The 24,496-nt window shown below is 38.3% G+C and carries 16 protein-coding genes; 14 read left to right on the top strand and 2 right to left on the bottom strand.

What is annotated here, in order from left to right:
- The first annotated feature begins 1,145 nt into the window (after positions 1-1,145).
- The 10 genes from AAEY55_RS16310 to AAEY55_RS16265 all read left to right on the top strand — a co-directional run bounded on the left by AAEY55_RS16310 (position 1,146) and on the right by AAEY55_RS16265 (position 15,806).
- Positions 1,146-2,024 carry an NAD(P)-dependent oxidoreductase gene (locus AAEY55_RS16310; RefSeq protein WP_350552237.1) on the top strand — a complete coding sequence of 293 codons (879 nt, stop codon included), beginning with the start codon at positions 1,146-1,148 and terminating at the stop codon, positions 2,022-2,024.
- Between the two features lie 139 nt (positions 2,025-2,163).
- Positions 2,164-4,425, top strand: coding sequence for a chondroitinase-B domain-containing protein (locus tag AAEY55_RS16305; RefSeq protein ID WP_350552234.1), 2,262 nt, complete (start codon positions 2,164-2,166; stop codon positions 4,423-4,425).
- A gap of 4 nt (positions 4,426-4,429) precedes the next feature.
- Positions 4,430-6,646, top strand: a complete 2,217-nt coding sequence (locus AAEY55_RS16300) for a heparinase II/III family protein (RefSeq protein WP_192532096.1) — start codon at positions 4,430-4,432, stop codon at positions 6,644-6,646.
- Between the two features lie 5 nt (positions 6,647-6,651).
- Entirely contained in the window at positions 6,652-6,996 is a 345-nt protein-coding gene (locus AAEY55_RS16295; RefSeq protein WP_011328423.1) for a cupin domain-containing protein, read from the top strand.
- A gap of 2 nt (positions 6,997-6,998) precedes the next feature.
- Positions 6,999-8,306 (top strand): MFS transporter, encoded by a 1,308-nt coding sequence (locus AAEY55_RS16290; RefSeq protein WP_011328422.1) that lies wholly within the window; start codon positions 6,999-7,001, stop codon positions 8,304-8,306.
- A gap of 73 nt (positions 8,307-8,379) precedes the next feature.
- Positions 8,380-9,312 (top strand): sugar kinase, encoded by a 933-nt coding sequence (locus AAEY55_RS16285; RefSeq protein ID WP_192532097.1) that lies wholly within the window; start codon positions 8,380-8,382, stop codon positions 9,310-9,312.
- A 57-nt stretch (positions 9,313-9,369) separates the two neighbouring features.
- Positions 9,370-9,987 carry a bifunctional 4-hydroxy-2-oxoglutarate aldolase/2-dehydro-3-deoxy-phosphogluconate aldolase gene (gene eda / locus AAEY55_RS16280; RefSeq protein WP_192532098.1) on the top strand — a complete coding sequence of 206 codons (618 nt, stop codon included), beginning with the start codon at positions 9,370-9,372 and terminating at the stop codon, positions 9,985-9,987.
- Positions 9,988-10,000: 13 nt separating this feature from the next.
- Positions 10,001-11,083, top strand: a complete 1,083-nt coding sequence (gene fbaA / locus AAEY55_RS16275; protein ID WP_350552229.1) for a class II fructose-bisphosphate aldolase — start codon at positions 10,001-10,003, stop codon at positions 11,081-11,083.
- Positions 11,080-12,060 (top strand): class 1 fructose-bisphosphatase, encoded by a 981-nt coding sequence (locus AAEY55_RS16270; protein WP_350552226.1) that lies wholly within the window; start codon positions 11,080-11,082, stop codon positions 12,058-12,060. Before fbaA ends, AAEY55_RS16270 begins: the two co-directional genes overlap by 4 nt.
- A 695-nt stretch (positions 12,061-12,755) precedes the next feature.
- Complete coding sequence (locus AAEY55_RS16265; protein WP_350552223.1) at positions 12,756-15,806, top strand: TonB-dependent receptor; 3,051 nt, start codon at positions 12,756-12,758, stop codon at positions 15,804-15,806.
- A 65-nt stretch (positions 15,807-15,871) separates the two neighbouring features.
- Here AAEY55_RS16265 and AAEY55_RS16260 read toward each other — a convergent pair whose 3' ends face one another.
- Positions 15,872-16,603 (bottom strand): FadR/GntR family transcriptional regulator, encoded by a 732-nt coding sequence (locus AAEY55_RS16260; protein WP_041454459.1) that lies wholly within the window; start codon positions 16,601-16,603, stop codon positions 15,872-15,874.
- Between the two features lie 404 nt (positions 16,604-17,007).
- Here AAEY55_RS16260 and AAEY55_RS16255 point away from each other — a divergent pair, with 404 nt between their 5' ends.
- The gene (locus AAEY55_RS16255; RefSeq protein WP_350552220.1) at positions 17,008-17,451 is read left to right on the top strand and encodes a hypothetical protein; all 444 of its coding nucleotides are present in this window, start codon (positions 17,008-17,010) and stop codon (positions 17,449-17,451) included.
- A 309-nt stretch (positions 17,452-17,760) separates the two neighbouring features.
- Here AAEY55_RS16255 and AAEY55_RS16250 read toward each other — a convergent pair whose 3' ends face one another.
- A complete protein-coding gene (locus AAEY55_RS16250) occupies positions 17,761-19,281 on the bottom strand; it encodes a catalase (protein ID WP_350552218.1) in 1,521 nt (506 codons plus the stop codon).
- Between the two features lie 418 nt (positions 19,282-19,699).
- Between AAEY55_RS16250 and AAEY55_RS16245 the strand changes: the two genes are divergently transcribed.
- From AAEY55_RS16245 to AAEY55_RS16235, 3 genes are all read left to right on the top strand, one after another.
- A complete protein-coding gene (locus AAEY55_RS16245) occupies positions 19,700-21,295 on the top strand; it encodes a hypothetical protein (protein ID WP_350552216.1) in 1,596 nt (531 codons plus the stop codon).
- A gap of 170 nt (positions 21,296-21,465) precedes the next feature.
- Entirely contained in the window at positions 21,466-22,602 is a 1,137-nt protein-coding gene (csm6, locus tag AAEY55_RS16240) for a CRISPR-associated ring nuclease Csm6 (RefSeq protein ID WP_306287961.1), read from the top strand.
- Between the two features lie 70 nt (positions 22,603-22,672).
- Entirely contained in the window at positions 22,673-24,424 is a 1,752-nt protein-coding gene (locus tag AAEY55_RS16235) for a DEAD/DEAH box helicase family protein (protein WP_350552212.1), read from the top strand.
- The last annotated feature ends 72 nt before the right edge of the window (positions 24,425-24,496 follow it).

Below are 24,496 nucleotides of genomic sequence, written 5' to 3'. Positions count from 1 at the left end.
TGTTCATCGCCTAATCCTTAAACTCTTTTTAGAGTAAATAATGATAGGCAGTTACACAAAATTAGTTACATCCTCTAACATTGATTTAAACAACAGCCAAAGCGTTTAACTTTAACATTTGTAATGTTAAAGTATGACTTACTTTTTTAGTGAATAAATCAGAATACCCGCCATAGCACCTAATACCTAACACCTAACACCTAACACCTAATACCTAATACCTAATACCTAATACCTAATACCTAATACCTAATACCTAATACCTAATACCTAATACCTAATACCTAGCAATAGCATTTAGTATAAAATGATAAGCACTACTTCGCTTTGTAACCTCTACTTAGCTTATATTTTTAAATTAGCAATTTATAGCTTCAATAATCAAACGCTTGGCAATATAGCTTTATCCTATAAAAACAATACCGTGGCTTTCATGGTTGCTTAGGTATAGTTAGTTTAAGTCATTGTTTTCATTTCTTATTAAATTAAATTTAGGTTTATTATATCTGTAAGAAAGCGCATCTACCCTGCATAGCTTTTCTGAGAGCTTTGTTAAATTTAATTAATATTAGTTCCTTAAATCATAAATTCCCCCTTTTTATTGTCTTGAAATAAGTTGAGCCATCAATTACGCCTGCAGCTTTTTAGTAACAAAGCAAAAAGCTTTAAATTAAATTTACAATGTTATTACCAATTTTCATTTTTGGGTGCACTAGGTTGGGTAGGTGTACAATAAATATAAGTCAATTAAAATCAACACCTTGAATTTTGTGATTGTTTTTTGTCATATTAATAACTTTATTTTTAGATGAAGAGTATGTTTTAAATCTTACTTTGTTGTTGCTTGGTAAATTATATTGGTTGACAATTAAAGTGGTTGGTAATACGGTGTTTACATTCTCAAGGGTAATTCTTTACTAATGTAACGCTTTATCAATGTAGAGAAGAGCAGTTCTAAATTAAAATTAGATTGTTTATTAAGCTAAATTATTCAGGTTGATTAAAATTGGATACTTAATTTGGTTATGGCAGCCAAAGCTTTTTGGTAAATAATTTTAATGAATTTAAATTTAAATAAAGTGTGCTTATCAGGTGTATAAATAATTCGACTATAAGTATACGTCACAATTATTGGGAGTTTTTTTATGTCAAAACCTACTATTGGTTTTATTGGCCTTGGCTTAATGGGCGGCAACATGGCCGAGAATTTACAAAACAAAGGCTACGATCTTATTGTTATGGATCTTAACAAAGAGGCGGTTGCAGCGTGTGTTTCTAGAGGCGCAAAAACAGCAAGCACAGCAAAAGAGCTTGCTGCAGGGTCAGACATTGTTATGTTTTGTCTTACAACATCTGCTGTTGTTGAAAAAATTGTTTACGCCGAAGATGGCATTTTAGCCGGTATTAAAGAAGGCGCAGTATTAGTTGATTTTGGTACATCTATTCCATCATCTACTAAAAAAATTGGTGCAGATTTAGCTGCTAAAGGCGCAGGTATGATTGACGCACCATTAGGTCGTACACCTGCACACGCTAAAGATGGTCTATTAAATATTATGGCTGCGGGCGATATTGATACATTTAATAAAGTTAAGCCAGTGCTAGAAGATCAAGGCGAAAACGTGTTTCACTTAGGTGAGCTAGGTGCAGGGCATACTACTAAGTTAATTAATAACTTTATGGGTATGACAACAGTATGTGCAATGTCACAAGCATTTGCAGTGGCTGATCGTGCTGGTGTAGACCGCCAACAACTTTTCGACATTATGTCTACAGGTCCATCAAACTCTCCATTTATGCAATTTTGTAAAAACTACGCCGTTGATAATGTAAGCGATCTTGGTTTTTCTATTGCTAATGCAAACAAAGATTTAGGTTACTTCCTGCAAATGGTTAAAGACTTAGGCACTGAGTCAAAAATTGCCGAAGGTTCTTCTGCTAACCTACAAGCTGCATTTGATGCGGGTATGGGACAGGGCAACGTACCAGAAATTTTTGATTACTTTAAGCAGTTAAATAAGTAATACAAAATGGCGTTTAAATTAGCGTTTAAACGCCGCAACACACAATATTATCGATTGATTAGATTGACTGCTTTATACAAAAACCGTTGTTCAACATTCATAAAGCCTAAATTTAAATCACAATAAAAAAGAGTTAACTATGCGTCTAATGAATATAATAAAGCTTAGTCTAGTTCTCACTGGTTGCTTATCGACACAATTAGCTGCCAAAGATTATTTTGTAGAGAATAAACAAGCCTTTAATAGCATCTCAGCCGATTTAGTAGCAGGCGATAAAGTAATATTAAAAAATGGTACTTGGAATGATTTCGAAATTTTGTTTTCAGGCCAAGGAAGTAAAGCCGCCCCAATTTTATTAACCGCGGAAACTAAAGGCCAAGTAATTTTATCTGGTCAATCTAACCTTCGCCTTGCAGGTAAATACTTAGAGGTTTCAGGCTTAGTATTTAAAGATGGCTACACACCAAGCTCAGCGGTAATAGAATTTCGTCGAAATAAAAGTGAATTAGCCTACCATTCACGCGTAACTCAAATAGTGATCGATAATTATAGTAATCCAGATAAGCGCGAGTCAGATTACTGGGTTGCTTTATATGGACAACATAACCGCTTTGATCATAGCCATTTAGTGGGTAAACGAAACAAAGGGGTTACCGTTGCAGTTCGTTTAAACTCAGTGCAAAGCCAAAAAAATTACCACCGTATAGATAACAACTATTTTGGTTATCGTCCTACTTTTGGCTCAAACGGTGGTGAAACCCTACGAGTTGGCACCAGCCATCATTCATTAACTGATTCGCACACATTAGTAGAGAACAACTACTTTGACCGCACCAATGGTGAAGTAGAAACGGTTTCTATTAAAGCCGGTAAAAACATTGTTCGTAATAACGTATTTTACGAGTCGCGTGGCACATTAACACTGCGCCATGGTAACGGTAATGTTGTAGAGGAAAACATTTTTATTGGTAATGGTGTTGACCACACAGGTGGCATTCGCGTTATTAATAAAGATCAAATTATTAGAAATAACTACCTACAAGGGTTAACCGGCTATCGTTTTGGTAGTGGTTTTACGGTTATGAACGGTGTGCCAAACTCATCTATTAATCGTTATCACCAAGTTGAAAACGCAACAATTGAAAACAATACATTTGTAAATGTTAGTCATATTCAACTTGCTGCAGGTAGCGATGCTGAGCGCAGTGCTGTACCAAAAAATAGTGTAATGAACAATAATTTAATTATTAATCAAGACGCTAAGCAACCATTTTCGACATTTGATGATGTTAGCGGGTTAGTATTAAGTAACAATATAGCAAATACTAAAGTGCTCTCTGAGCTTGAATATGGTGTAAAACAGCAAAGTATTACACTTGAAAAAGCAAGTAACGGCTTACTTTACCCTTCATCTAAAAGTGTAAATGTGGGTGCAAAGCGCGACCTAAAAGTACTTAAAAAAGAAGACACCGGTGTTAGTTGGTATGCAAAAGTACCAGCAATAGTTGAGTTTGACTCAGGTAAAACGCATGTTGTTAAAGCCAGTGCTAGTGCGTTATTAAATGCTATTGATAATGCACAGTCGGGTGATGTGCTTGAACTTGCACCAGGGCAATATGATGTGTCTAAGCTTGTTGAAATTAATAAAACTTTGACCATTAAAGCCAAGCAAAGTGGTAAATCTAAACTTACCTTTCAACGCTCTACCTTATTTGAAATACACGATGGCGGTAACTTAAAACTAGAAGGGCTACTTATTTCTGGTGAATATGCACCAGATGCTATTGATAATAGCATTGTGCGTACGCAAAAGTGGGGCATGCTTGATAACTATCGTTTTGTAATGACCAATTCAAAATTAATTGCTTTAGATATTAACCATTCATTCCACTTTTTTGTTACCGGAAAAGGCGCTATGGCTGATGAAATTATTCTAACAGGTAATAGCTTTACAAATGTGACAGGGGATATTTTACGCTTAAATACTGAAATTGAAGATTTAGGTGTTTATAACGCTGAATACGTAACGGTTAATAACAATACCTTTAATGATGTAGAAGGCAGCCTAATTAAGCTTTATCGAGGTGGTACAGACGAAAGTACATTTGGCCCTCATTTAGAAGTGATTAATAACACGCTTAATAATGTTGGTTTTGGGGCGCGTAATAAAGCACAAGCAAGCATTTATGTGCATGGTGTTCAGGTAACAAATATTAAAGAAAATGAATTTGTTAAATCGGCCCCAATTGTTGTTGAGCATACGGTAGGGGAGCCAAAAACTGAGATTTCAAACAATACATTTAATGCCACAAAAACACCTAAGGTTAAAGAGCTAATAGTTAATGGCCCTCACACAGCGGTGTTAAAAAATAATAACGTTTTAAATAATAAGGCAGATTAATATTATGTATTTATTAAAATGCCAAACACGTTTTAAAACAGTTGCTATAGCGGTATCTGCCTTGTTTTTATCATTGGGTGCGCATGCCGCGCACCCAAACTTGGTAATTACTACAGATGATGTTAAGCACATGCGCCAAGCAATTAGCAGTAATAGCAGTGGCAAGTTTGCCACTGCGTTTGAGCTGTTAAAAGCGCAAGTAGATGAGCAAATAGCACACCCTATTACAGTGCCTGTACCTAAAGATGGTGGTGGTGGTTATACACATGAACGCCATAAAAAAAATTACCAACTTATGTACAACGCTGGCATTATTTATCAGCTAAGCCAAGACGATAAATACGCCAATTATGTGCGCGATATGCTACTTGATTACGCCAAATTATATCCAACATTGGATGTACACCCACAGCGTAAGGTTGACTCTCAAAACCCTGGTAAGTTTTTTTGGCAAAGCCTTAACGAAGCAATGTGGCTTGTGTACACAATACAAGCATACGATCTCGTTTATGATTCGTTAAATGCCGCAAATATTAAAACAATAGAGAACGATTTATTACGCCCGGTTTCATTATTTACATCGGTAGGCCAACCATCAACATTTAATAAAGTACATAACCATGGTACGTGGGCAACTGCGGGTGTAGGTATGGCAGGCTATGTGCTGGGTGAGCCAGAGTGGGTAGAAAAATCGTTATACGATTTAGAAAAGTCGGGTAAAGGCGGCTTTATTAAGCAGTTAGAAATGCTGTTTTCGCCACAAGGTTACTACAACGAAGGTCCTTACTATCAACGCTTTGCACTACTGCCGTTTGTAACGTTTGCGAAGGCAATTGAAAACAACGAACCACAAAGAAAAATATTTGAATACCGCGATGGTATTTTATTAAAAGCGATTGATACCACTATTCAACTTAGCTACAACGGTTTGTTTTTCCCAATTAACGATGCAATAAAAAGCAAAGGTATAGATACCATTGAGCTAGTGCATGGTGTTACTACTGCTTATGGCTTAACAAACGACGCGGGTTATTTAGATATTGCTAAACAACAAGAGCAAATAATTCTCTCTGGCGATGGCTTAAAAGTAGCACAAGCACTCGATAGCGATATGGCAAAACCTTATTCGTTTAAATCGGTTGCTTTTGGTGATGGTAATGACGGTAAGCAAGGTGCTTTAGTGGTTATGCGTACCCAAGTAGGGGGCGATCAGGCTTTATTGTTTAAGCCAGCAGCACAAGGTTTAGGCCACGGTCATTTTGATAAGTTAACGTGGCAGTTTTATGACCACGGTAACGAAATTGTATCTGATTATGGCGCCGCTCGTTTTTTAAATGTAGAGGCCAAATACGGCGGGCGCTACTTACCTGAAAACGAAACCTATGCCAAGCATACGGTTACACACAATACTGTTGTGGTTGACGAAACGACACACTTTAATGCCAATGTAGATGTGGGTAATAACAACCATCCTACACTAAACTTTTTTGAAACCAATGAGTTTGGCACAGTATCAAGTGGTGAAATAAGCACCGCGTATAAAGGTGTTGAACTTGAGCGTACCTTGGCATTAATTAATTTACCAGAGCTTAAAAGCAGCATTGCACTGGATGTATTTAATGTTACTGCCGATAACGCGCATCAATTTGATTTACCACTGCATTACAAAGGTCAGCTTATTGATACAAGCTTTGAATTAAAAGCCAGTACAACTCAGCTTGCTGCACTTGGGTCTAAAAATGGTTATCAGCACTTATGGCTAAAAGGGCAGGCACAACCACAAAGTGGCTTAGCTAAAGTAACTTGGCTTAACGATAACGGTCGTTTTTATACGCAAACCAGTTTGGTGAAGGGTGACGAGTCGTTTTTGTTTACTCAAATTGGTGCAAACGATCCGCAATTTAATTTACGCAATGAAAACGGTTTTATTCGCCGTGTAAACGCGCAAAAGCAGCATACGTTTATATCGGTATTAGAACCCCATGGTGAATACAACCCAAGTAAAGAATATACATTAGAAGCGGTTAGTCGAGTGTCGGCACTTAAATATACCGAGCAAGATGACTTAGTACTTGTACAACTGAGTATTAAAGGTAAATCGTATTTAGTGGCTATAAATAAAGCTCAAAACGCAATAAAAAATACATTTAAATTTCAAAATAAAGTATTCACCTTAAATAGCCGACTGGGCGTTTATGCGATGAACAATAACCAGGAGTAAACAGGATGCAAAAGCAAAGTGCACACTTTTCATTTGGCAACGAAACTGAAATTGAAGACTTAGGTAATGGCTTAAAGCGTCAAATGCTGGGTTATAACGAAGAACTAATGGCCGTTAAAATTTGGTTCGAAAAAGGGGCTATTGGCTATAACCATGCGCATAGGCACTCCCAAGTTACTTATGTTGTTGAAGGTGAATTTCATTTTAATATTGATGGCGTGACTAAAATATTAAAACCAGGTGATAGTTGTTTAATACCTCCTTTCGCTGATCATGGTGCAACCTGCCCAACGGGTGGTATTTTAATTGATACCTTTAGCCCAGCTCGTGAAGACTTTATTGAGGAATAATTATGCAACTTAAAGGCTTACGTTGGTGGGTTATCGCGCTAATTGCGCTTGCCACTATTATCAATTATATCGATCGCCAGGCACTGAGTGTACTTTGGCCAGACATAGTTGAGGATTTATTCCCGGATGAATCGGCGTTAGAGCGTAAACAAATATACGCTAATATCTCTATTGTGTTTGTGTTTTCTTATGCTTTTGGCCAAGCCATATTTGGTAAAATATTTGACTGGGTAGGCACACGACTCGGCTTTGTTTTATCAATTGGTGTTTGGTCGCTTGCAACAATTGCACATGCATTTGCCCAAGGTGTACTTAGTTTTAGCTTTTTCCGCGCTATTTTAGGTGTGGCCGAAGCAGGTAACTGGCCAGGTGCTGCTAAAGGTAACGCTGAATGGTTTCCGACTAAAGAACGTGCTTTAGCACAGGGTATTTTTAATTCTGGCGCGGCAATTGGCGGTATTATTGCCATCCCTTTAATTGCCTATTTAACAATTTACTTTAGCTGGCAAATGGTGTTTGTTGCTATTGGTGTTTTAGGTTTTCTTTGGTTAGTGCCGTGGTTAATTTTAGTTAAAGCGCCGCCTAGCTCTCACCCTTGGCTTACAGCTCAAGAACGTGAGTATATTTTAACCGGCCAAAGACGTGTTGATGATAATGGCGATGTAACAGACGAAGAGGAAGAAGAATACAACCCTTCTACCGCAGAGCTGTTGTGTCGTAAGCAAAGTTGGGGCGTAATTATTGCCTCGGCAGCGATTGATCCTATTTGGTGGCTGTTTGTTTTTTGGATCCCTATTTATCTAAACGAAGTGTATGGCATGGATGTTAAATCTATTGGTATATACGGATGGGTGCCTTATGTTGGTGCTATGTTTGGTGCATGGTTTGGTGGCTTGTTAGCGCAAAACAGGCTCAAATCTGGTTGGAATACCGATAAAACACGTAAACTTACCATAACATTGGGCTGTTTAATTATGCTACCGGCACTGCTTGCAATGGCTAACCCAGGTGGCCCAGTAACAGCGGTACTTATTATGGCGGTTATTTTATTTGGTTTTCAAACAGCCATTGGTAACGTACAAACATTACCGAGTGACTTACTGGGTAAAAAGGCTGTGGGCACACTATCAGGTTTCTCTGGTATGGCGGCAAAGTTAGGTGCTGTAGGCCTTACATCTTTGGTTCCTATACTTACTGCCGATGGTAATTATGCGCCAGCATTTATTATTGGTGCCTCATTAGCAATTATTGCAATGGCTGCTGTTTGGATCCTTATTCCAAAAATAGAACCTCTTAAAAAGCCTCAATAATCTCGATACTAACTGCTATGCCACTGTGTATTATAAAGCGCATAGCAGTTAACTACATAGGATAACTTCCAAAATGAAAAATATTTACTTTCTTGGTGAATGCATGGTCGAGCTTAGGGCTATGAGTGAGGCAACACTGCACCAATCATTTGCAGGTGATGTTTATAATTCTGCCGTTTATTTAAAGCGTAGCTTTGCGCAAATTTCGACCTCTGTTGTAACCGCTTTAGGCCAAGATAACTTAAGTAAAAAAATGCTTGAACGCTTTAAAAGCGAACAGTTAGACACTCAGTTTGTATTTGCTCACGATACCAAAGTACCGGGCATGTATTACATAGAAACGGATGAGCATGGCGAGCGTAGCTTTATTTATTGGCGCAGTGATGCTGCCGCTAAAAAGATTGTTGATTTTTTAACTCCCGATCTTGTTGAGCAACTTTCACAAGGTGATATGTTTTTCTTTTCGGGTATTTCACTCGCTGTAATAGAAGAAGGAGCGCGTGAGCGCTTTTGGCAAATTGTAACGCAGCTCAAAAATGCCGGAGTAAAAATAGTATTTGATCCCAATTACAGAGCGCGTTTATGGAAAAACACAGAGGAGACGAAAGCGCAGTATCATTTAGCGTTTTCTGTTGCAGACATTACCCTACCAGGCGTTGAAGATTTAACCACGCTTTATAATGTGCATAGCGTAGATGCGGTTATTGAATACTTACAAAAATATAAAATTGAAGAAATTGTTGTTAAAAATGGTCCAGCATCAGTTGTGACAAAACACGACAATACGCTTCAAAGCCATACTATTATACCGGTTAAAAATGTTGTTGATACAACCTCCGCGGGTGATGCTTTTAACGGTGTATATTTAGGTGCGCGTTTATCGGGGTGTACTATTGAAAACGCAGTACAACTTGCTGCAAAAGCCGCCGGTGCAGTTATACAACAACCTGGGGCTATTGTGCCAAAAGATATATTTCAGTTAGCAATGGCTGAAGCCGGTATTTAACTAAATTTAAAGGCCGCATCAGTTCGGCCGCATTATCTTTAATAAAGGAACAAGGTTATGACTCGCTTTTCTGAACTTATGTCAGGGCAAACATTATTGCCTATAATTCAAGCCGACACACCAGAGCAAGGCGTTAAAATAGCTCAAGCTATGGCCAATGCTGGCCTTACTTTGGTTGAAGTAGTTCTTAGAACTGATGCATCGTTAGATGCATTAAAAGCTATTAAAGAGCAGGTGCCAGCGCTTAAAGTAGGTGCTGGTACAGTAATAAATACTGACATTTTAGAGCAAGCACTTGCAGCAGGTGCCGACTTTATTGTTACGCCAGCAGTGTCTCCGCAATTATTAGCCGCGCTAACAAAATGCAATGTGCCGGTACTTCCTGGTGTGTCTAACACGGGTGACATTTTAATGGCGCTTGAGTACGGTTTTGAAGAACAAAAATTATTCCCTGCATCGCTCGCTGGTGGTACAGCATTCGTATCGGCTGTATCGTCAGTATTTAGAGCCGCTAGCTTTTGTCCTACAGGTGGCGTAAGCGAGCAAAATAAAATGGATTACTTATCTTTAAATAATGTATTTGCTGTGGGTGGTACTTGGATCGCAAATAAAGAGTGGGTTGCACAAGAAAACTGGCAAGCAATTACTGACTCGTGTATTCAAGCATTAAAGTAGTAAGGAACAAACAATGAAAGATTTAGCCCCGGCAATATTGCCAGGTGTAGTAGTTGGCGACGATGTTAGAATTGTATACGAACATGCACGTGCTAATCAGTATGCTTTACCTGCGGTAAATGTTGTTAGTACAACGTCTATTAATGCAACGCTTGAAGCTGCAAAAAAAATGAACTCGCCTGTTATTATTCAGTTTTCTAATGGCGGCGCACAATTTTTTTGTGGTAAAAGTTTGGTATTACCTGAGCAACAATCTGCAGTACTTGGCGCAGTTAGTGCGGCTAAATATGTACATACAGTTGCTGCGCATTATGAAATCCCCGTAATGCTACATACAGATCATGCTGCTAAAAAGTTACTACCTTGGATAGATGGTTTGCTCGATGCAGGTGAACAGCACTTTGAGTTAACGGGAAAACCACTTTTTAGCTCGCATATGATAGATTTATCTGAAGAACCTTTAGAAGAAAATATCGAGATATGTGCGCGTTATTTAGCGCGCATGAGCAAAATAGGGATGACGCTTGAAATTGAACTTGGTTGTACCGGTGGCGAAGAAGATGGTGTTGATAACTCTCACCTAGACAGTTCTGCACTGTATACGCAACCTGAAGATGTTGCTTACGCGTATGAGCGATTAAGCAAAATAAGCCCTAACTTTATTATTGCGGCGTCTTTTGGCAACGTTCATGGTGTTTATAAGCCGGGTAACGTGGTACTTACACCAACCATTTTAAAAGACTCACAAGCTTACGTATCAAATAAATTTAATTTACCCCCTAACTCAATTAACTTTGTATTTCATGGTGGTAGTGGCTCAGAGTACGACAAAATTGTTGAGTCTTTAACCTATGGCGTAGTTAAAATGAATATTGATACCGACACCCAATGGGCGTGTTGGACCGGTATTTTAGATTATTACACTAGCAAGCAAGCGTACTTACAAGGCCAAATTGGTAACCCAGATGGGGACGATAAACCCAATAAAAAATACTATGATCCGCGCGTATGGCTTCGCCATTCAGAGCAAAGTATGGTTGCAAGGCTTGTTCAGTGTTTTAACGATCTAAATTGTGTAAATAGGTATAGTGCATGAAAAGACTAAATACAGTATTAAAAGAAGATGGCGTACAAATCGACCTTATTTTACTTATTCGCACAATTTTAGCGACCAGCAAAGAAATTGCTTTTAGAGTAAGCCAAGGTGAATTAGCCGGTGTTTTGGGTTCAACCTTAAATGAAAACATTCAAGGTGAAGTGCAAAAAAAGCTTGATGTAATAGCCAATCAACTACTTAAAGATATTTTGCTAGAGGACAGCTCAGTGAGAACTGTAGCGTCAGAAGAAGAAGACCACGCAGTAGGAGCCAACCCAGAGGGTAAGTTTATAGTGGCATTTGACCCACTTGACGGCTCTTCTAACATAGATGTAAATGGCCAAATAGGCACTATTTTTACTATTTATTTAGCCCGAGATGATGTGCCCTATGATAGCGATGAGCAATTTAACCAATTAGGTGCAAACCAAGTTTGCGCGGGCTATGTGCTTTACGGCCCCTCGTCATTACTTGTAATGAGTACTGGCGGCCCTACACGGTGTTATACATTAGACTCTACACACGGCGGTTACTTACTAACAAATAGCCAACTTAGTGTGCCAGAGCAAAGCAGTGAGTTTGCCGTAAATATGGCTAACTATCGCTATTGGGATGAGCCTACACAGGTATATTTTGACAAGTTGCTATATACATGTAAAAGCTTTGATAAAAGCTCAGTGCGTTGGAACGCTGCTATGGTGGGAGATGTACATCGTATTTTATGCCGTGGCGGGTTATTTTTATATCCACAAGATAACCGCGCTGGTAATGAAAATGGAAAAATAAGACTCCTCTATGAAGCAAACCCATTAGCCTTATTAGTAGAAAATGCCGGCGGTAAAGCCACTTCAAAAGGGGCCCGAATATTAGATATAGCCCCGACTAACTTGCACCAGCGAGTGCCTGTTGTTTTAGGCTCTATAGCGCCAGCTGAATATTTTAATAGCACTGTTTATAACAGTAATGCTAAATATTAGTGTATATAAAACGTGTAGCGATGTGTTAAGGCCAATACACGCTATTTGGTTGCTCTTTTGTGCGTTACCCACATAGATGTAGGTAGCGCGCATTACCCCACGTTTACTTGAGTCGACTTACTCGGCTCTTGCATGGGTGTAAGGCTAAAATAACGCATAAGCAGTTATCGAGCCTATTAGAGGGTAAACTCGCGTTAATTTTATTTTTTGCTCCTCCTTATTACTCCTTAATTACTCATACCTTAATAAATCACACTTAAAAGCCTTACTTAAATTAATAGCCTCAAGTAAATACCAATACAGGGTAATAAATTGGTAATAACAAGAAGCCGTTGCTGGTAAGTTGTTTGTGGGCGTTTTATGCTTGTTTCGTTATTCTTTTGTGAATTAATTGTTCTTTTTTTGATTGTTTTTAGTGGCAAAAGTTATTTTATTATGGTTATATGACCAAGCTGGTTAACAGCGCAGGGTTTTATTTATACAAATTGGTAATGCGTGGTCTTTTATTTGGTAATGTAAGTGGGTTTGTAGCGTGAAAAATTGATTTACAAATTTTCAGCGTTAAAGAAAAAACCACACCTAATAATAAACGCAGTAATAAAAGTCCTTTAACAAAAAAATAGCTGCCTTAGTTCATTTACACAAATAAACGGCTAGCAACACACTTCACACACAACTAGAAAGGAGAATTTGTAATGGCGTTGAACAAAAAACATATAAATAATGTTGAAGCGTACAAACAAGTTCGTAATCGATTTAAACTTAGCCCAGTAGCTAAATTAATTAAAAACAGCGTTATTACAGGTGTATTAGGCTCATTTGTTTTTTCCGCAAATGGACAGGAAGCCGTTGAAAATACTCAAGCAAAAGAAGACGTTGAAGTTATTAGTGTTACAGGTACTCGTAGAACTATACAAGACCAAATAGCAATTAAACGCGAATCAACTACTGTGGTCGATGGCCTTTCATCAGAAGACATTGGTGATTTACCGGCGTTATCTATCGGTGAAGCACTTGAATCTATTACTGGCGCTGCCTCTCATCGTGAAAATGGCGGTGCAACAGAAATAACTATTCGTGGTCTTGGTCCTTTCTTAAGTGCAACACATATTAATGGCCGTGAAGCGACTAATGGTAGTGGTGATCGCTCAGTTAACTTTTCACAGTTTCCATCTGAGCTGGTTAAAAAAGTAGCCATATATAAAACCCAAGACGCATCAATGATAGAAGGTGGGGTAGCAGGTGTAATTGCACTTGAAACCATTACTCCGCTCGACTTTGGTAAGCAAAGTATATCTGGCGAAGTTAAATTAAATTACAACCCAGATGAAGGTAACGTAGATAACTCACTACAAAGTGATATGGGCTATCGCGGTACGTTTAGTTATGTAGATCAGTTTGAATTTGACAATGGCCAAGCCGTTGGTGTGTCGTTTGGTGTACAGCGCCAAGATATTAGCCAACCAGAAGCTGAATATAGAAGCTCTAGCCCATCGGGTTCATCATTATGGGCTTGTATAAACGATCCTAACAATACCAATGAGGGATTTTATCGCAGTAAAGCTGGCGACTGTGAAGACCAAGTAGCGGGCGATAAATTAAAAAACCAAGGTTATCAAACCAAAATAGACTCGCAAACTGGTAAAGCAGAAAGTGACGGTACTCCATATGCTTGGACTGGCAGTAGCCGCAGCTTTCGTCAAAACGAAACGTCTGATGAGCGTGATGCGGTGTTTTTTGCATTACAGTACCAGCCATCAGCTGCGTGGGATATTAACATTGATACGCAAATATCAGATAGAACACAACAAGAAGCGCGTCACGATCTAATCTTTTTACAAAAACGTGCTACACCAGGTATAACAGGCCCTACATTGGTTACCAATGATGTAGGTGGTATTTTGCATTGGGAAGGTGAAGAGCGCATAGAGTCGGCGGGTGAGCAATTTTCTCGTGAAGAAAACTACCAAGGCTACGGCATAAACATTGAACATACTGTTACCGATAGATTAACAGTTGACTTAGATTTAGCCTATTCAAAAACTGAACGAGAAGAGCTGCAAATATCTAACCGCGGTAGGACTTCAAGCCAAAAATTCTTTACCTGGGATATGGGCACAGAAATACCTCACTTTACGTTAACAGACTTTGATGTTACCGATATTTCAAACTTTACAGATAGCTTAAGAACACGTTTAGATCGTGAAAACGTTCGTGAGAACGAAGTTATGTCAGCTCGACTAGATTTTGATTACTTACTCGAGGGTAATGTTTTTACTAGTATTAAGGGCGGCATTAGAACATCTGAATTGAGCTTTGTGCAATTTGGTGGCAGCCAAGGTAATGGTTCAAGAAACGAATTTACGTTAGATTCAGGCACAGATGCGCTTAATGTGCTACAAGGATGTCAAATTGACTTCCCTGAATCAGGTTTTTTATCAGGCGTATCTGATGGCAATATTGTAACCAATATAGATGCTGATGGTAATGCAATAGGCAGTGGTACAGGCTCATCATGGGCAACCTACGATAACGTTTGTTTTTCTCAAGCAGTTGCCGGCTCTAACGTAGACGGGCAGTTTGCTTACCCCGATGTTGAGTACGAAAATACAGGTACAATAGATGTAACCGAAAAAACAACATCAGTATATTTAATGGCTAATTATGATACTGAAATGTTTGGTAAGTTTATTCGCGGTAACTTTGGTCTTCGTATTGTAGATACAGAAGTTACGTCGATTGGTTTTAGAAATAGCTTTGATATAGTAACTAGTGACACAGGTGTGCTTTCTCTTGTTGAATCAAGTTCAGGCTCATTAGATAGAATACAAAGTGGTGGTGATTACACTAAATACTTACCAAGCTTTAACTTAGTTATTGATTACAGTGAAGATATTTTACTTCGCGCGGGTATATACCGTGGTATGTCGCGTGCTGATCCATCAAATTTAGGTTACAGCCGTACATTTGAAGAAGATAAAGAAGGTACTGCAACATCAATTAGTGATTTACTAGTAGGCGTAAATGGTTCTGGTAACCCAAATACTCAACCACTTATGTCGTGGAACTACGATGCCGCTTTTGAATGGTACCCAAATGAAGACTCGATTTTTGCGTTAAGCCTTTACTACAAACAATTTCAAGGCGGTTTTCAACAGCAAACAGTTATTGAAGACTTTATTGTGGGCGGTGAAACAGTATCTTTACCCATTACTAACTCTGTTACCTCTGACGAAGATAGCGAAATATTAGGCCTTGAAGCCTCATTTTCATATCGCTGGGATAACGGAATTGGTATGAAGTTTGGTTATAACTTTGCCGACACTGATTTTGAGTTCCAAGATAGTTTATACGGCGACACGTATGAAACTGATGTAGATGGAAATTCAACTCAACTGCAAGCAGGTATTATTCCACCAGCTTCAGTACCTGGCTTCTCTAAGCATGTATTTAGTAGCCAGTTGTACTACCAAATTGGTGGATTTGATACCGCGGTTATTTACAAATACCGTAGCGAATACTTCCAACCTTACACATCTAATGGTACTCGCTTACGTTATGTAGACGGGGTAGGGGTGTGGGAAATGCGCGCATCTTATAAAATTAATGAGCACATTAGAATTAAAGCAGAGGCAATTAACTTATTTAGTGCACCTAAATCACAAGACTTCTTTGTTGAGGGGAACTTAGGTGAAGTGAATGACTACGGCCCACGCTTATTCTTGGGTATGAGCTTTAAGTTCTAAATTAAAGCAACTAATACACAAAAGGCTCTAATTTAGAGCCTTTTTTATTTGGTGAACACACTAACTTAGTGGGTTAAATGGGTAATAGAATACAATCCACGGGTTTCATCTGTTTTACGTTTTATCTCTTCAAGCGCTTTAGCTTCACTCGCTGCAAATAATGCGTTAATTAATCGGTTAAAGTGGTTATGCATTGCTTTTCTTGCTGCTGATGAGTCATGCGATGCAATTGCTTCGTATATAGCAGTGTGTTCTTGTATTCGTTGCTCGTTACTTTGCGAACAAACATCTTCATGAGCCGAGATAATTTCAGGTTCGGTTAATCTCAACTTCCAAAGATTATTAATTGTTAAAACAATAGCGTTATTACGGGTTGATTGCGCGATAATTTCATGAAAACGTTGATCGGCTGCATTCGCGGTTTCAGCAATACGCATGTCATCAAGTGTTTGTTTTAACAACGCTAACTCTTCACTTTGTATCGTTGCGGCAGACAGTGCTGCAGCCTCTGCTTCAACCAAAGCACGGGCTTGAGTTAGCTCAAATGCACTTATTGGTTTAGCGAAGCTTTCTGACTTTTTAGTGTCAGTAACAAAAACACCAGAACCCGTTTTTACTTCAACGCGCTCTCTGACTTCAAGTGCAATAATTGCCTCGCGTATAGTTGGGCGGCTTACTTGGTGAATTTCGGCTAACTCACGTTCTGCTGGTAACCGTGTACCCACAGGATAAATACCTTGATCTATCGCGGTTTCTAATTTTTCAACAATTGTCCAAAAACGTCTGCGCCTTTTCATTTTCATATCCTCTGATTTAAATTGTTGTAAATTCATAATGTTGCCACAATAGAAAATTAATAAGGCTACTTTACGCCTACTTTGTAATCGTAAGTTAATTGGTAATTTTATAATACTAATTGGTAAGATAACCCCCTTCAAGAGGCTTGTCAAATTGGCTTCACTTTTCATGTAAGGTATTGATATACATTTCTCTATTGATAAATACCTAGCGTATTATTGCAAACAAAAACGCATTTATTAATCAATCTTATTTACAAATAAATCTAAGGCATAATACTGTGGTTTGAGGTAGCCTATTTAGCATTTTAAAAGGTGCATTTATAAGTAATTAAAAATTTAGCGATTAAATACATGGCGTATTTAAATACATAAGTTAAATATATCAATAAAAGGAGTTTAGTATGAAAAGTTATAAAGCGTTCCCGCTTGAAGTTAAAAATGACATAACAGAGTCAATTAAAAGTCAGTTTGGTGATACTTTTTCAAATGATTTAATTTTAACCTTTATTCGGGTAATGGAAGAGTCAACATTTGTTGAAGTTGACTTTGCGGATTTATTAGCATTTTTAGCCGAGTGTAAACATGGTTTTAAAACCTTTTCTAATCAAGATACGTTAACTGAATTTGTTAAATCAAATCAGTACACACCAAAGGCTTTATTTGGGCATAAAAAGTTGCTTGAAAACTCCGAGACTAATTTTATGGATGACTTTTCTGATAGTGTAAATAAGCTTAAACAGCTTGTAGCAAATGATGGCTTTTTATATGTGTCGGCTGGCTTTAATCAAGGCTTAAGCGAGCAGAAAAACGGTTTTGAATTTTTTATGATTAGCTGTCATGAATAGAGAAGGTTAATTATGTAGTGGAACTGGTATAAGGGAGAATATATAAGTGCATTATTTAAATGGGCTATATAAATTAAACCACAGACTAAGGTTAACCACATTTATTACTGCTGTAATTAGCTGGCTTTTTGTTAGAAAAGCCAGCTAGCAATAACTGCGTTTTAGCATAAAACTCACAAATAGACCGGGTTACACTATTAAGCCAATAAAATTATTTGCCCTTTAAGGGCAGCAAATATTACAAAGCATCCTTGCTTATTAAAACTGTGTTTCTAGCTGTAATAGCAAAATTTAGATATAACTAATAGTTTATAAGCAGCCAGGTAAGTGTTTTGCAGGGTCTGTTTCACGTGCTTTTATTGCATCAGCAACAGTCATCCCAAGGGCTTTAGCAACACCTTCACCATAGGCAGGATCGCACCGATTACAGTTACGAATATGACGATATTTAATAAAGTCATAGGTATCACCCATTTGTGCCGCGGTATTACTAAATAGCGCTTGTTTTTGCTCATCATTCATTAAGTTAAAAAGAGCGCGTGGCTGACTAAAGTAGTCGCTATCGTCTTCACGGAAGTCGTAATGTTTAGCATCGCCATTAATTTTAAGTGGCGGTTCAACATATTGTGACTGCTCTTGCCACTGGCCAAAGCTATTCGGTTCGTAGTGTGGCCTTGCGCCATAGTTACCATCAACACGGCCTTGTCCATCGCGCGCATTGCTATTAACAGGGCAGCGAGGTTGATTTACCGGCACTTGATTATGATTCACACCTACACGGTAGCGCTGTGCATCAGCGTAGTTAATTAAACGGGCTTGTAGCATTTTATCAGGTGATACACCAATTCCAGGTACTAAATTACTCGGTGCAAAAGCAGCTTGCTCTACGTCAGCAAAGTAGTTATCAGCGTTTTTATTTAACTCATACTCACCTACTTCAATCAGTGGGTAATCACCTTTAGGCCATACTTTAGTTAAATCAAAAGGGTGATACGGCACGTTATCAGCTTCGGCTTCAGGCATAATTTGCACATACATTTTCCATTTAGGGAAGTCGCCGCGCTCAATCGATTCAAATAAATCTTTTTGATTACTTTCACGATCCATAGCAACTATTTCAGCAGCTTCTGCATCGGTTAAGTTTTTAATACCTTGTTGTGTACGAAAATGAAATTTCACCCAAAAGCGCTCCCCGGCTTCATTCCACAAACTATAGGTGTGTGAGCCAAAACCATGCATATGTCTATACGAGGCAGGTATACCACGATCACTCATTACAACCGTTACTTGATGGAGCGCTTCAGGTAATAAAGTCCAAAAGTCCCAATTGTTAGTTGCAGAGCGCATATTAGTACGAGGATCGCGCTTTACCGCTTTATTCAAATCTGGGAATTTAAGAGGATCACGTAAAAAGAATACAGGGGTATTATTACCAACCATATCCCAATTGCCTTCTTCGGTATAAAACTTTAATGCAAACCCACGAATATCACGCTCAGCATCAGCAGCGCCACGTTCACCAGCAACCGTACTAAATCGAGCAAACATTTCGGTTTTTTTACCAACTTCGCTGAATATTTTTGCACAAGAATACTTACTAATGTCGTTAGTAACAGTAAATGTGCCAAACGCGCCAGACCCCTTTGCATGCATACGGCGTTCTGGAATAACTTCGCGCACAAAATTTGCCAGCTTTTCATTTAGCCAAACGTCTTGAGCAAGTAATGGCCCACGCTTACCAGCGGTCATACTATTTTGGTTATCAACAACAGGCGCACCGCTGTTAGTGGTGAGAGGGGTATGGTCAAAAGGACATCTTTTATCACTCATACAATTGCTCCTTTAATGATTATTTAGAATGAAAACAAAATACACTGATCACTCAATACTATACTAATAGCCCAAATAGTATAGTACGAGAATTAGCCGAGATAGATCCCTGTAAAAAATGGTATTTAAAGTTTTATAAAAAGGCTTTTAGATCAGCAGTGGTTGAGCACAATAAATTTAAAAATAACAATGTGGGGACGAAAAGCACGTTAAATAAACTTTAAAAGTAAAGATCATTTTATTTCTAAGGCATGTTTTGAGTCTTCTAAAGCAGTACGGCAAACATAAATAAGTATGCTATGAATGATATTTCCTTGTATTAAACAAAATAGTTAAAACTACTTTGCAAGCTTGCGATCCTCTTTAATAAATTTTTTAATTTAATATTAAAGGCCTTAAAGTACACAAGGCTTAAATAATGTTAACAATGCAACAAACAACTCATTCAGTTTCGATCACCAATTTTGAATTTATTAAATCAACTTTTCCGGAACTATATCGTTTAGCAAACGAAATGGAATATTATTATTCAACCGACCATAGTTGCGCTTTACTCAAAGCTCGCTTGTTTGCTGAGGTTTGGTGCCATCAAACAGCACAGTTTTTTAATTTAAAGTTAGCTAAAAATTCAGATCTTAGTCAAAAAATAAATCAGTTAAAGCTTTCATCTACGGTTCCAACTTATATTATTGATGAGTTAAGCCTAATAAGAACAAGCACTAATCATGGGGTTCATGCATCTCAGGAGTGGGAAGGGAGTTGGCGTTCAGTTGTTAGTTGTAGTCGTACACAAGTAAAGCAAACACTAAAGGCTACTTTTGAACTAGCTCAGTTTTCTTACTTTAATTTAGCAAATGAGCTAGGAGAGCAGGCTATATGGCAAGAGCCTGTTTTAGAAAATACCGTTTCTAATGTAAACCTTGCTTTAAATGGATGCCCCCAAGCAAATTTAGCAATTGCCGAGCAAGCGTATTCGCAATTGCTTTCAATAAAAAATCAAGTATCTACTTTGAGTAATAAAACAAATAAAAAAGCGTATAACACACTAAATAAAAAAGATTTAGAGTATTGGTTATCTCGGGCGCATTCATTAAATGCTTCAGGTACGTGGCAATTATATGCACAAGCATACGAGCAAAAATTTTTAGAAGAGTCTAAAACTATAAATGCAGAGTATTGTTATAAACAGGCTATAAAAGAATGCACTACGGGTGAATCATACTTTTTATATGCTAATTATTTAAGTGTAATAGGTCAGCCTAAAAGAGCGTGGATTCTTTGTGAGGAGTCTGCAAAGCATGGTTATCATCAAGCTATTGTTGCTTTGCAGAAAAAACACTATAGATCAGATGATAGTATTTATAATCATTGGGTTAAGCAGGGGGTTGAGTATAAAGAAATTAACTCATTTACTATCGATGCTGCAAATAAACTCGAATTATGGCTAACAGATAAAGAAAACGATTTGGCAAAAAAACGAGCTCGTACGGCGTTAATTACAGCTCAAGCAACGCAAGCACCAGGGTATCAATATTTAAAAGCATTTTGTGATTACTTTGGTTACTGGGGTAAAACACCAAAATTAAATGTAGTTAGCGAGCTTATTAATACTTATAAAAATTTGCCGGGTACAGTGTATTACCAAACTCGGTTATTTAGCATATTAAAAGAACACACTGCGCACAGAGTAACCGCTATAGAGATTGGTTGTGTCGCAATAAAGTTAGAAAAAAATATAAAACTAAAAGCACAAATTCAGTTTGAAATAGCAATGCTGATGAAAGAAGAGCTAGCAAGTTGTGGCAAAGTAAAATGCAGCTTTGGGCTAAAAGCGTTAATAAAAGAGTCGGCCCAATTAGGATATGAAAAAGCTAAACAATTTTTAAAGCTTCCTGTAGGCAAGGCACTAATGCGAGATAATTCCTTTATTAGCCAAACAACAACATTTAAACAAGTTAATCGTCAAAAGCAAAAAATAGCTAAAAAACAGGCTAAAAAAGCAAACAAAAAATAGTTATACCAAAATAGTGTTAACTTTAAATAGGTAACAACTTATTTAAAGTTAACAAAATGATGTTAAAAAACACAATGAAAATTTAATTAACTCAATAACATAAATACTTCTAGTTTCACTCAGGTCGTGTTTGGGATAAGATGCAGTAATCTCATACGAAAGGATTCTTGATGAAACACATTCTACTTATTGTGACAGGTGCAAGCCCACAAGTATTAACCGAAACTCTTTTTGCGCTTCACCAGCAAGGTAAGCAAATTCCTGAAGAGATTTTTGTTATTACAACAAAAAGCACAAAGGTTATGCTTACTGATGGGCTATTTAAGCAAGGTCATTTAGCTAAATTAATAGCAGATTATAAACTTCCTGATATTAAACTTCCCGATGAAAATATTTGGCTAATAGAAGACGATAAAGGCCAACCTATTAATGATGCTAAATCTGAAATAGAACAAACCTACATGGCCGACTTTATTACGCGTAAAGTGTTTGAACTTACCAATAAAAACGATATTAGTATTCATGCATCCATTGCAGGTGGACGCAAAACAATGGCGTTTTATTTAGGTTATGCAATGTCATTGTTAGGGCGCGAGCAAGATTCGCTCAGTCATGTATTTGTGAATAACGAATTTGAATTTGTTAGAGACTTTTACTACCCAACACCTTATGACCATATTATTGATGGTAAAAACGGCACGCAGGTCAATTGTATTAATGCAAAGGTAACCCTTGCCGAAATACCCTTTGTACGAATGCGCCAATCTATAGACGAAACTCTAATTGCTTCAATGCAAAGTGCATCGTTTAGCCAAACAGTAGCAAGCTTAAACTCAGCTCATAAAAAAGATTTAACCCTTGAAGTAAACGCAAAAGCAAAAACGCTCACCTTTGCAGGTATCGAAATTAAACTTACCGCAAAAGAAACCGCCTTTTATTTATGGTTAAACCAATACAGCCAAAGTGAACATAAAAAGCTAGTTGTGGGTCGTGATTTTGAAGAGTCTTTGCGTTACAGCAAAGAATATCTCATGCTTTTACAGCAAAATAGTAGTGATTTACGTATATTCCGCGACACGTTTGGCATAGAGCCCGAAGATTTTAGAGATGGTTTGCACAGTAATTTAAAGGTAATGGAAAAAACCTTTGTGCAGCAAACTTGCAGCCGCATAAAGAGTAAAATAAATAAGGTGTTACCCAACGAGCTTGCTAAAAAAATAGCGATTGACTCCAATAACCAAAGCTTTGAAACAAGCTACTGGTTAAGTGCAGTAACACATAATATAAAAATAAATATAACGGCTTAATATTCGCAAGCTTGCAAACGCATAAAAATAATAACGCATGGTAAATTAGTTGATAAGGAAGTAATCAGGAATGAAGCAATCAATGAACTTTGAACATATTCAATCTAAGTGGCCAGAGCTACACCAGTTAGCCGCTTTTGCAGAAGACTATGCGATTACCGACCCACAAAGCTCACTAGTTAAGCTGCGTTGCTTTGCCGAAAAAGTAGTAGGCTACTTATACAAAGAACTTCGCTTACCTGTTTTACCAACGTCTAACATTTTCGACAAACTTACCGCCGACGACTTTACCAGCGCAGTCCCGCGTTTAATTACCGATAAGCTCCATGCCATACGTAAAAGCGGCAACCAAGCCGCGCATGAAGGCAAAGTAGATCAACAACAAGCTATTTGGATATTAAAAGAAAGCTACTTTGTAGCCTCTTATTTGTTTATGGCTTATGCCAATGGCACGCAACAAGAATGCCCAGAGTTTAAAGCGCCTGAGCAAACACAGCCCACTAACCAAAGTGATGCCCAGTTTGCTAAAAAGAACAAACAACTCACTCAGCAGCTAGCCGAAAATCAAGCCCGTTTAAAACGCGCACTTGACGAACTAGAAGCCGCAGAGCTTGCACAAAAACAAGCCCAGCAGCAAACAGCAAAACTAAAACAAACTATTGATGCAGAAAAGCTTAACCAGGTTAAAACGCGAAATGAGCAAATTGTTAACTCAAGTTTTAACTTTAACGAAGATGAAACCCGTAAGCGTATTATCGACTTAGACCTGCGTAATGCAGGTTGGCATGTTGCACTTGACGACGAATCAACAGAAGACGTTGGCAAAGAAGTAAAAGTAACAGGCCAACCTACAACAACAGGCATAGGTTATGTTGATTACGTATTATGGGATGACGACGGAAAGTCACTTGGCGTAATTGAGGCAAAACGCACCCGCGAAAACATCGAAAAAGGCCGCCAGCAAGCAACGCTTTATGCCAACGCGCTCGAAAAGCAATATGGTCAACGCCCCGTTATTTTTTATTCAAACGGCTGGGATATAAAAATTCTCGACGACGCGCAAGGTTATAACAGCCGTGGTTTATACGGTTACTACTCAAAAGATTCCCTGCAGTACTTAATAAAGCAACGCACGCTTAAAAAAGAGCTAAACACCACGCCAATAGATACCGTAGTAGCAGGGCGTTTGTATCAAATGGAAACCATAACTCGTGTGTGTGAGCGTTTTAGCGACAAACACCGCAAAGCGCTTATTGTGCAAGCAACCGGCACGGGTAAAACACGCGTATCTATCGCCCTTGCCAAACGGCTGCTCGATGCGGGTTGGGCTAAGCGCGTACTATTTTTATGTGACCGAAAAGAGCTACGTAAACAAGCGGGTAATGCCTTTACCGAACACACCAAAGAGCCAGTACACATTGTAGGCAAAAGCGCTAAAAACACCGCAGCGAGTGCGCGAGTATTTATAGCAACCTATCCAGGCATGCTGCGTATAATGAACAAGTATGATGTAGGTTATTTTGACCTAATAGTAGCCGACGAATCGCACCGTTCAATTTACAATATTTATGGCGATATTTTTAAATACTTTGACGCGCTAGAAGTGGGCTTAACCGCCACGCCGGTAGAAATGGTATCGCGCTCAACCTGTGATTTATTTAGCTGTGATTACAAAATGCCAACAGCCAATTACCCGCTTGAAGACGCCATAGAACAAGGCAACTTAGTCCCCTACAAAATTGTAAGTTACACCACACAGTTTTTGCGCGAAGGCATTAAAAAAGACAACCTAACCGATGAGCAAATAGCCCAATTAGAGTAAGCGTCTAGCGAACCACACCTAGCATCGATGTTCTGATTATCTAAAAATACCTGCTCAATGATAAATTCGGAG

Source organism: Pseudoalteromonas sp. 120-MNA-CIBAN-0494 (assembly GCF_040308885.1).
Taxonomy (GTDB): Bacteria; Pseudomonadota; Gammaproteobacteria; order Enterobacterales; family Alteromonadaceae; genus Pseudoalteromonas; species Pseudoalteromonas nigrifaciens.
The sequence above is the reverse complement of the archived record's forward strand: the minus strand, read 5'-3'. Positions and strand labels throughout refer to the sequence as shown.

Bases quoted from the DNA above. Each gene is read 5' to 3' on its own strand.
- AAEY55_RS16310 (WP_350552237.1), top strand. From the start codon at position 1,146: ATGTCAAAACCTACTATTGGTTTTATTGGCCTTGGCTTAATGGGCGGC.
- AAEY55_RS16305 (WP_350552234.1), top strand. From the start codon at position 2,164: ATGCGTCTAATGAATATAATAAAGCTTAGTCTAGTTCTCACTGGTTGC.
- AAEY55_RS16300 (WP_192532096.1), top strand. From the start codon at position 4,430: ATGTATTTATTAAAATGCCAAACACGTTTTAAAACAGTTGCTATAGCG.
- AAEY55_RS16295 (WP_011328423.1), top strand. From the start codon at position 6,652: ATGCAAAAGCAAAGTGCACACTTTTCATTTGGCAACGAAACTGAAATT.
- AAEY55_RS16290 (WP_011328422.1), top strand. From the start codon at position 6,999: ATGCAACTTAAAGGCTTACGTTGGTGGGTTATCGCGCTAATTGCGCTT.
- AAEY55_RS16285 (WP_192532097.1), top strand. From the start codon at position 8,380: ATGAAAAATATTTACTTTCTTGGTGAATGCATGGTCGAGCTTAGGGCT.
- eda (WP_192532098.1), top strand. From the start codon at position 9,370: ATGACTCGCTTTTCTGAACTTATGTCAGGGCAAACATTATTGCCTATA.
- fbaA (WP_350552229.1), top strand. From the start codon at position 10,001: ATGAAAGATTTAGCCCCGGCAATATTGCCAGGTGTAGTAGTTGGCGAC.
- AAEY55_RS16270 (WP_350552226.1), top strand. From the start codon at position 11,080: ATGAAAAGACTAAATACAGTATTAAAAGAAGATGGCGTACAAATCGAC.
- AAEY55_RS16265 (WP_350552223.1), top strand. From the start codon at position 12,756: ATGGCGTTGAACAAAAAACATATAAATAATGTTGAAGCGTACAAACAA.
- AAEY55_RS16260 (WP_041454459.1), bottom strand. From the start codon at position 16,603: ATGAAAAGGCGCAGACGTTTTTGGACAATTGTTGAAAAATTAGAAACC.
- AAEY55_RS16255 (WP_350552220.1), top strand. From the start codon at position 17,008: ATGAAAAGTTATAAAGCGTTCCCGCTTGAAGTTAAAAATGACATAACA.
- AAEY55_RS16250 (WP_350552218.1), bottom strand. From the start codon at position 19,281: ATGAGTGATAAAAGATGTCCTTTTGACCATACCCCTCTCACCACTAAC.
- AAEY55_RS16245 (WP_350552216.1), top strand. From the start codon at position 19,700: ATGTTAACAATGCAACAAACAACTCATTCAGTTTCGATCACCAATTTT.
- csm6 (WP_306287961.1), top strand. From the start codon at position 21,466: ATGAAACACATTCTACTTATTGTGACAGGTGCAAGCCCACAAGTATTA.
- AAEY55_RS16235 (WP_350552212.1), top strand. From the start codon at position 22,673: ATGAAGCAATCAATGAACTTTGAACATATTCAATCTAAGTGGCCAGAG.